Annotated in this window: 5 protein-coding genes (1 of these 5 only partly in view); 4 read left to right on the top strand and 1 reads right to left on the bottom strand. The window is 56.8% G+C overall.

The genetic code is table 11. The annotated features are described in order from the left end of the window. On the top strand, positions 1-77 hold the final stretch of the coding sequence (locus Fuma_RS33520; RefSeq protein ID WP_077027956.1) for a sulfatase. The gene continues 1,411 nt to the left of window position 1, outside the view; 77 of the gene's 1,488 nt are visible here — the last part of the coding sequence; its start codon lies beyond the left edge, outside the window; it ends in the stop codon at positions 75-77. Positions 78-80: 3 nt separating this feature from the next. Here the strand turns inward: Fuma_RS33520 and Fuma_RS33515 are convergent, their stop codons facing one another. After that, positions 81-3,566 (bottom strand): acyl-[ACP]--phospholipid O-acyltransferase, encoded by a 3,486-nt coding sequence (locus Fuma_RS33515; RefSeq protein ID WP_099091850.1) that lies wholly within the window; start codon positions 3,564-3,566, stop codon positions 81-83. A 374-nt stretch (positions 3,567-3,940) separates the two neighbouring features. Here Fuma_RS33515 and Fuma_RS33510 point away from each other — a divergent pair, with 374 nt between their 5' ends. The 3 genes from Fuma_RS33510 to lpdA are packed head-to-tail and all read left to right on the top strand — an operon-like array spanning position 3,941 to position 9,358. Beyond that, positions 3,941-6,817 (top strand): 2-oxoglutarate dehydrogenase E1 component, encoded by a 2,877-nt coding sequence (locus Fuma_RS33510; RefSeq protein ID WP_083732503.1) that lies wholly within the window; start codon positions 3,941-3,943, stop codon positions 6,815-6,817. Continuing rightward, positions 6,814-7,965, top strand: coding sequence for a 2-oxoglutarate dehydrogenase complex dihydrolipoyllysine-residue succinyltransferase (gene odhB / locus Fuma_RS33505; protein WP_077027954.1), 1,152 nt, complete (start codon positions 6,814-6,816; stop codon positions 7,963-7,965). Before Fuma_RS33510 ends, odhB begins: the two co-directional genes overlap by 4 nt. Before the next feature lies 1 nt (position 7,966). Further along, entirely contained in the window at positions 7,967-9,358 is a 1,392-nt protein-coding gene (gene lpdA, locus Fuma_RS33500) for a dihydrolipoyl dehydrogenase (RefSeq protein WP_077027953.1), read from the top strand. The last annotated feature ends 103 nt before the right edge of the window (positions 9,359-9,461 follow it).

Below are 9,461 nucleotides of genomic sequence, written 5' to 3'. Positions count from 1 at the left end.
TGTACGGCGAAGACGGTTCGGTCAATTGGGAAGGGGAAAATGTCGGGCCCAAAGATCCGATTCCTGAATTGGAGTAGCCGCTAACTCCCAAACTTTTCCATCGCCGCATCTTTTAGAGCTCGAAGGTCCAGTTTGCCGGTGCCCAGCAGCGGAATGCTTTCGACTTCGACAAAACTGTCTGACGACGGAATCCAGAGGTTCGGGAATCCGACTTTCTGCAGTTCATCCTGCACTTCTTTTACCGTTCGCGTCATCGGTTTGTGAAGAACAATGAGTCGTTCGCCTTTCTTCGCATCGGGGACGGCGGTCACGGCGCAGAGGATTTCCGGATCGTCGGTGTCCTCATCATCGATGATCCGATTGATCTCCTGCTCGATGCGAATGTGCGGCACCATTTCGCCGCCGATCTTCGAAAAGCGACTTTGGCGGCCTGTGATTTCGATAAAGCCGTTCGCATCAACGCGAGCCACATCGCCAGTGTTGTACCATCCGTCGTGGATCGCTTCGGCCGTAGCTTCCGGGCGATTCATGTAGCCCAGCATCACGTTCGGGCCTTTGATCTTCAGCATACCTTCCTCGCCGCAGGTAAGCTCCTCGCCGGTGTCGGGATGAAACACGGCCGCTCGACTGCAGGAAATGACTTTGCCAACGGAGCCTGGTTTCATCAGGTCTGTTCGCCCGGCCCGGTTTTCCGGAACGTTTACTGACGCCAGTGGCGACAGCTCCGTCGTCCCGTAGCCTTCCATGGGCGAGATGCCGTACTTCTTCTGCCATGCGTCTGACAATTCGGGCGGCAGCTTTTCCGCCCCGGCGATTACGAGATTGACCGACGCGAATTCTTCCACGCTGCATCGTTTCATGTACGACCTCAGGAAGGTCGGCGTGGCGGCAATGATGGTCGCTTTGTGCTTTTCGACAAGTTTCCCCACCATCCTCGAATCCAAAGGATTGAAGTGGAAGACGGCTCCCGCGTCGACGCAGCCGGGCAGCCAAAGTGTGATGGTGTAGCCGAAGGAATGAAAGAACGGCAGTACTCCCAGCAGCATGTCCGTCGGCTTCAGCTTCAGCAGTTCGTCGGCGGCGTCGAGGTTTGAGTTGATGTTGCCGTGCGACAGCATGACCCCCTTCGGTTCGCCGGTAGACCCGGATGTGAAGATAATCGCCATCATGTCGTCGGCCTGAATCGTGGTCAGGCCGAGGCTTTTGCTCAGCATCCCCAAAGGCATCAGCTTCGCTTTCGCAAACGCAGCGGCCTTCGCGACGCCTCCGATCTGCTGCTTCAGATCTTCCATATGAATCAGTTCGGCGTCCAGATTCATGGGCTTTTTCTCCATGAATTTGCGACTTGTAATGACCTGCTTGATGCCCGCTTCTTTGATGCAGTAATTCACGACATCATCGGTCAGCGTGTAGTTCAGATTCACTGACACTTTGCCCGCCAGCGCAACGGCGAAGTTGGCAATCGCGCCGCCAGCGGACGGTGGCAGCAGAAGCCCGATCATGTTTTCGTTGGGCTTTAATACAGACGTCGTCAGAAGTTTGTGGAATGCCAGCGAACCGGTGAGCAGCGTCCCGCCGGTCAGGACTGTCCCTGCCGAATCCGCGACTTTGGTACGTTTCCAGGCAAGCCGACATTGTCGAATAAAACGAATGGCCGGGATCATGCGGCGTTCCTTTCTGCGAGCGATAGAATCATCTTTCAGATCCAGCACTGCGTTTCGCACGGCGTTCACATCCGTGACGTCTTTGTGAGGAATCAGAGTTCCGAAGTTTATCGACACCGGATACGGCCAGTGCTTCGGCTTCTTCCAGAAGAATTTGCCACCTTCATAACTGAAGATGCTGCCCCAGAGTTCGTCAAGATAGACGGGCGACACGGGAGCGTCCGTGCCTTTCAGAATCTTAATCATCCCGCGTTCAAACTTCAGCAGTTCACCCGTTCGGGAAATTCGGCCTTCCGCGAAAATGCAAACCAGCTCGCCGTTCTTCAACGCGTCGCGCGCTGTATTTAACGACTCCATCAGTGCTCGAGGACCATCGCCACTGCGAATAGGGATGATCTCGAACAGCTTCGACAGCCAGCCGATCACGCCGCCCTTCACGTAATCAGCGTACGCAATCATGCGAATCGGTCGGGAACTGGCGAGCAGGATTAATACGCCGTCGATCCACGAAACGTGATTCGCCACCAACAGCGCCGAACCGCGTTCCGGAATGTTCTCAATGCCATGAAGGCGAACTTTGTACACGGTGCGGCTCAACAGCCAAACCAGAAACCGGATCGTGGCCTGAGGAATCAGCCACACGACATACATCGCAATCGGCAGCGTGCTGATGCCCGCGATCAGGAAGATCTGGTCCGCTGAGCAGCCTAACCCGTTTCTCAGAAAAGGAAAAAGGACGGATACCAACAGGATGCCAACCGCCGTGATTTGATGGCCGGCCGCAAGGATCGCTCCGAGAGATTCATGGGGGCTGCGGTCCTGAACATAAGCCGTCAACGGAACGTTAAAAAGTCCACCACCGACGCCGATCATAACCAGCGCCGCGCCGAACAGCCACCAGCTTCCACCGCACACAAACGCCAGCAGACACGCCAGGGCCATGGTCACAGCCCCGAGTGGCACCATTCCCAGTTCGACCCGTCCGCCAGACCAAAACCCCGCCAGCACGCTGCCAATCCCGACGCCCACAGACAACACCGCAAGGTACTGGCCGACTTCCTGCTGGCTCATCCGCAGGTTCAGATTTACATGCGTGTCGATATTTAATTGTGCGAGCGACGCCAGTGACCAGAAAAACGCAATTCCCAGGGTGACGCGCAGAATAGGTACGTCGCTCATGACCAGCTTCAGGTCTCGCCACGACGCTGAAATCGGATTCCACGGAAAGGCGATCGCGGAATTTGCCGGGGCGACCGGAGCCAGCATCATGCTTGAGACCACGCCCAGCCCCGCTACGCCCAGCAGAGCAACAGCGGAAATCCAGATTCGCTGCAGACCGTCCGGGCCAGTGGCCGCGTATAGTTCGTTGCCTGCGATTGTCCCGGCGATGACAGCCACCAGAGTCACAAGTCCGGCCAGCCCGTTTGCGGCTGAGATCTTTTCGCGGGGCACGAGTTCCGGAATGATGCCAAACTTCGCGGTACTCAGCAGAGCACTTTGAGTTCCCATCAGGAACAACACGACGTACATCACGGTCAGGTTGCCCAGCCAGATGGAAGCCAGCCCGGCCACCATGATCACGCCTTCGGATATTTTCAGGGTAATCGTGGAGCTTCGCTTGCTGAACTTGTCAGCCACCCAGCCAGACCACGGGGCAAAAGCGATGAAGGGCAAAATGAAGCAGCCCAGGCCCAGAGCCAGCACCGTCGCTTCGTTGGCTTCCCGTTGGGCGGCTGTCAGACCTTCGATGGATGAATACCGATACTTTGCGATCGGTACAATCAGCCAGCGAAACATGTTGTCGTTGACGGCCGTCAGGAAACTCATCACCAAATAGCCGACAAACGACTTTGAAGTGAGGGATCGTTGAGCCGAATGTTCCGAAACCGGTTCCGCAGTCATTGCGTTTCCAATACGGTAAGTCCTGGTACGACGGGGAAGTTGCGTACTGCAGAAGTCCCGGAAACGGAGTGTAGTGGGGATTAGGGAAATCTGCTACATGTACCAGGCAGTGGCCTAACGATCCTGGCGCCGCAACCCACGAACACAGCTTATGGGTTCGGCAAACGGAAAACCGTCAGATTGGGAATTGTCAGCCGGTTCACCATTGCGATCGGCTTCATTTTGTCGTTTGGCAATCGTCATGGTTCAATCCTCCCCTTCCATTTGTCATTCTCCCGCACCAGAGCTTGATGAACCTTCCCATTCGCGCGTGGGAGTCTATCATTCCCGGGTCGTCTCAATTCACCGCGTCAGCCGATCGCCGTTAAATCCGAATGTCATCGCAATCTCACAACCCTGCGGCCGCCCCACAATTTTTGGATTCGCCCGTCGAGCCATCCGGCGAGCACAAACCTCGGCGATCAACTTCGCAGCTTAGCACGCAAAGTCTTGCTTTTATCGAGCAGCAGTACGCTGATTATCTGCACGATCGCAACGCCGTTTCGCCAGACTGGCGCGACTACTTTGACGACATCCACGCGGGGCACGAAGACGTCACCGCTGCCGTTTTGCAGACGCCGTTTCGGCATGACAGCATTTTTCATCGCCAGGCGAAACTCGCCGGCGGTCAGGCGGCGAGTTCAGAAACCGCCATTCTGCAGGAACGGCTCGACCAGCTGATCCGCAACTATCGCGTGCGCGGACACATTATTGCTCAGATCGATCCGCTCCACGCTAAACGCCCGGAACCACCAGAACTGGACCCGGCTTTCTACGGTTTCACCGACGAGCACATGGGCATGGAGTTCTCGACCCAGTGGTTCGGCGGGGCCGAATGCCGAACGCTGGGCGACATGCTGCAGTGGTTGCAAATGACGTATTGCCGGTCGATTGGTGTGCAGTTCATGCACATCGACAGCCTGCAGGTGCGATCGTGGTTGCGAGACCGCATGGAACGCAGCGGGAACCGAATCCGGCTTTCACGGGACGAACAAATTCGCATTCTGACCCGGCTTAGCGACGCCGTGATGTTTGAGGAATTCATTCAGAAGAAGTACGTGGGGGCGAAGAGTTTCTCACTGGAGGGTGCGGAAAGTCTGATTCCGTTACTGGACATGGCCATCGAGCGGGCCGGCGAGCAGGGTATCGATCTTGTGGTGATGGGGATGGCTCATCGAGGCCGGCTGAATGTGCTGGCGAACATCATGGGCAAGCGGCCAAGTCGGATTTTCCGCGAGTTCGAAGACAAGGACCCGGAACTGCAGATGGGCCGAGGCGATGTGAAATATCATCTCGGCTACAGCTCAGACTGGACGACGACCACAGGCAAGGACGTGCATCTCACGCTGTGCTTTAACCCGAGTCATCTGGAATTTGTGAATCCGGTTGCGTTGGGTCGTCTGCGAGCCAAGCAGGATCACCGCGAAGACTACGAACGTCGCCGCAGCATGGGAATTCTGATTCACGGCGACGCTGCGTTTGCCGGCGAAGGGGTCGCTCAGGAAACACTGAACCTCAGCGAGCTGTCCGGCTACCGTACGGGCGGGACGCTTCACATTATCGTCAACAATCAGGTCGGATTCACCACGTCGCCTTCGGAGGGCCGTTCGTGCACCTATGCGACGGACGTGGCCCGCATGCTGCAGATTCCGATCTTTCACGTAAACGGCGAAGATCCGGAAGCGGTCGCACAAGTCGTACAACTGGCGATGGAATTTCGAGACAAGTTTCAGCGCGACGTCATCATCGACATGTATTGCTTCCGACGACGAGGGCACAACGAAGGCGATGAGCCCGCGTTCACGCAACCAACGATGTACCAAATGATTCGCAAACGGAAGACCGTTTTCGAAAACTACCTCGCCAGTATGCTGAAGCTGGAAGGCCTGACCCGCGAGGAAGCGAACGAAATCGTCGAACGGCGGACTCAGATTCTGGAAGAGGAGTTGGAAGAGGCTCGCAAAGACAAATTCGCAGCACTGACTGACAGTGGCGGAGGCACCTGGAAGGACTTCTTTGGTGGGCCGGTTGCCAATGCGGACGACGTCGATACGGCAATTGAGGCAGCGGAACTGCAGCGAGTGGTCGATACCGTGAGCACTCCGCCCAAGGGCTTTACACCTCATCCGCGGTTGGTGCGCATTCTGCAACAGCGGCGGCAAATGGGAGCGGGCGAACAACCGTTTGACTGGGGAACAGCGGAACTGGCGGCACTGGGTTCGCTGGTGGCCGAAGGGTTTCAGCTGCGGTTTTCAGGGCAGGACGTGCGGCGTGGCACGTTCAGCCATCGGCATGCGGCGTTGCACGACGCGAAGGACGGACGTGTCTGGATGGGTGTCCAGGACCTGGCGGCTCGTCCCGAGTTAGTCGAATTTCACAACAGCCCACTGTCGGAAATTGGTGTCCTCGGTTTTGAATACGGCTACAGTCTCGACCGACCTCATGGCATTACGCTTTGGGAGGCTCAGTTCGGCGACTTCGTCAACGTGGCTCAGGTAATCATCGACCAGTTCATTTCCAGCGCCGAGGACAAATGGAAGCGGCTGAGTGGCCTGGTGATGTTGTTGCCCCATGGCTTCGAAGGGCAAGGGCCGGAGCACAGCAGTGCTCGCCTTGAACGCTTTCTGACGCTGGCCGCAGAAGACAACATGCAGATTGTGGCTCCAACCACACCGGCTCAGCACTTCCACCTGCTGCGGCGACAATCCCTACGCAAGTGGAAAAAGCCGCTGGTCGTGATGACGCCCAAGAGTCTCCTGCGGCACAAAGAAGCTGTTTCGCCGGCCTCAGAATTTACGTCAGGCCATTTTCAGGAAGTGATTGCGGACGACCTAGCAAATCCTGAGGGCGTGAAACGCATTCTGCTCTGCAGCGGCAAGATTTTCTACGAACTGCACAGTGTGCGCAAGGAATCCGGTCGAGACGACGTCGCGATTTTGCGAGTTGAGCAGTTGTATCCGTTTCCTGAGGCCGAGTTGCGGCAGAAACTCTCAGTCTATGGAAAAGATGTGCCCGTGTTCTGGGTTCAGGAAGAACCGCGTAATATGGGTGCGTGGCCGTCGATTCGAATTCGCTTCGGAGATTCTGTCTTCGACACTCACCAATTGACCGGCATCACACGTGTAGAATCGGCGAGTCCGGCGACGGGGTCGGGCACAAGCCACAAAATTGAACAGCAAGCCATCTTGAAAGAGGCTCTGGAAATCTCATGAGCAGCGAAGTTGAAATCAAAATCCCGGCCGTCGGTGAATCGATCACGGAAGTGTTCATTGGCGAATGGTACGTCGATAAAGGTACATTCGTTGAGCTGGACGGCAATGTGGTCGGTCTGGAAACAGACAAAGCCACGTTTGACGTGCCCGCCCCCGTTGCCGGCACGATCACAAAGGTGCTGAAGGAAGCCGGCGATACGGCGGAAATTGGCGAAGTGATCGGCTACATGGAAAAAGGCGAAGCGCCTGCCGCCAGCAAAGCAGCAGCTGTCCCGGACGCGAAAGCATCAGGCGGCGGACATGTCATGCCGGCAGCCGAACGAGCAATGGAAGAAGCCAACCTTCCCGCCGGATCAGTCGCAGGCAGCGGGCCGAGCGGCCGTGTCCTCAAAGAAGACGTCGCTCGCCATGTTCAAAGCGGCGGCGGACCGAAGCCAATGACGGGTTCACGCGAGACCAAGTCGGTCCCGATGAGTCCCATTCGGCAAACGATCGCATCACGATTGGTCAACGCTCAGCAAACGGCCGCGCTGCTGACGACCTTCAACGAGATCGACATGTTGGCCGTCAAAGAAATGCGGCAGCAATACAAAGACGACTTCGAAAAGAAATACGGCACCAAGCTGGGCTTCATGTCCTTCTTTGTAAAAGCCATCGTCGACGCGTTGCAGGAATACCCTGCGATCAACGCTCAGATGGACGGCAACAAGCTGATTTACCACAACTACTGCGATGTCGGCATCGCTGTCGGCGGCGGTAAAGGACTGGTCGTGCCAGTCTTGCGCAACGCAGAAAACATGAGCTTCGCCGAAATCGAACAGGCCATCCGAGACTTTGGGGCGAGAGCTCAGAAGAATCAGATCAGCCTTGATGAACTGGAAGGTGGCACCTTTACCGTCACCAACGGCGGAGTCTACGGTTCGCTGCTTTCGACTCCCATCGTCAATCCGCCTCAAAGCGGAGTGCTGGGGATGCACGGCATCGTGGACCGACCCATTGCGGTCAATGGCGAAGTCGTCATTCGCCCAATGATGTATGTTGCACTCACCTACGATCATCGAGTGGTCGATGGCAAAGAAGCGGTCACGTTTCTGAAGCGAATCAAAGACGTGATCGAAGATCCAGCGCGATTGGTTTTGGAAGTCTGACATGTCCGAAACCTACGACCTAATTGTTATCGGAGCAGGCCCCGGAGGCTACGTGGCCGCCATCCGCGGTGCACAACTGGGCCTGAAGTGCGCTGTCATCGAACGCGAACAGAAACTCGGCGGCACATGCCTGCGAGTCGGCTGTATTCCCAGCAAGGCGTTGTTGGAAACCACCGAACTGCTGGAACAGTCGCAACATTCATTCGCGGAACGAGGCCTGATTGCGGGCGAGGTCAAAGTTGATCTTCCGCAGATGATGGCTCACAAAGATGGCGTGGTCGCTCAACTGGACGGCGGGATCCAGGGGCTGCTGAAGAAGCACAAAATTGACCGGCATTTCGGCCACGGTTGCCTGCTGGGTGGAGGAAAAGTTGAAGTCGCTTCCGGCGATGCGGAACCCGTTCAACTCAAAGCTAAACATATCCTCATCGCCACCGGCAGTGTTTCGTCTTCCTTCCCCGGTATGGAACCGGACGGCGATCGCATTGGTACCAGTACCGAAGCATTGGCCTGGCCCGATATTCCGGAGCACCTTGTTGTTATCGGTGCAGGCGTCATTGGGCTGGAGCTGGGCACCGTCTGGCGGCGCTTAGGTTCGCGGGTCACCGTTTTGGAATATCTACCTCGAATTCTGCCGGGCACAGACTCGCAGGTGGCGAAGGAAGCTCAAAAAATCCTGCAGAAGCAGGGCATGGACTTCCAGCTGGGCACGAAGGTTCAAAAGGTCACTTCCGACGGCAAGACATGCTTAATTGAAGTCGAAGGCCGTGACGCAATTAGTTGTGATCGAGTCCTTATCGCCGTCGGTCGGCGGCCCTGCACGGATAACCTTGGTCTCAAGCGTGCCGGCGTTGGAACTGATCAACGCGGCTTCATCCAGGTGAATTCGTCCTATCAAACGACGGCGTCTGGCGTGTACGCGATTGGCGACGTCATCGGCGGAGCCATGTTGGCTCATAAAGCCGAAGAAGAAGGCATCGCCTGCGTCGAAAAGATTGCCACGGGCCACGGCCACATCAACTACGGAACCATTCCGGGCGTCATCTATACGGCACCCGAAATCGCATCCGTTGGTGAAACAGAAGACGCTCTGAAGGAACGCGGCCACAAGATCAAGGTCGGCCGCTTTTCGTTTGCCGCCAATGGTCGAGCTCGCGCGGCAGGACACACGGAGGGCTTCGTCAAGGTCATCGCAGACGCAGAAAGCGATCGCGTGCTTGGCGTACACATCATCGGAGCTCACGCCGGCGAATTAATTGCGGAAGCGGCGGTCGCAATGGAGTTTGGAGCCAGTAGCGAAGACATCGCACGCTGTTGCCACGCTCACCCGACCCTGGCCGAAGCCATCAAAGAGGCCGCCATGGCCGTCGAACGACGCGCCATTCATTCCTGACGATTCCTGCACAGTTAGGAATCAACCGTTAGCTCTGCTGTAGGTGATGCATTCGAAAGCAGCCCGCGCTCTGCGCCCAGCGGCTCACAGCCGTGCGACGTTT

The organism is Fuerstiella marisgermanici (assembly GCF_001983935.1).
GTDB classification, from domain to species: Bacteria; Planctomycetota; Planctomycetia; order Planctomycetales; family Planctomycetaceae; genus Fuerstiella; species Fuerstiella marisgermanici.
The sequence above is the reverse complement of the archived record's forward strand: the minus strand, read 5'-3'. Positions and strand labels throughout refer to the sequence as shown.

Coding starts and splice junctions, on each gene's coding strand:
- Fuma_RS33510 (WP_083732503.1), top strand. CDS start 3,941: ATGTCATCGCAATCTCACAACCCTGCGGCCGCCCCACAATTTTTGGAT.
- Fuma_RS33515 (WP_099091850.1), bottom strand. CDS start 3,566: ATGACTGCGGAACCGGTTTCGGAACATTCGGCTCAACGATCCCTCACT.
- odhB (WP_077027954.1), top strand. CDS start 6,814: ATGAGCAGCGAAGTTGAAATCAAAATCCCGGCCGTCGGTGAATCGATC.
- lpdA (WP_077027953.1), top strand. CDS start 7,967: ATGTCCGAAACCTACGACCTAATTGTTATCGGAGCAGGCCCCGGAGGC.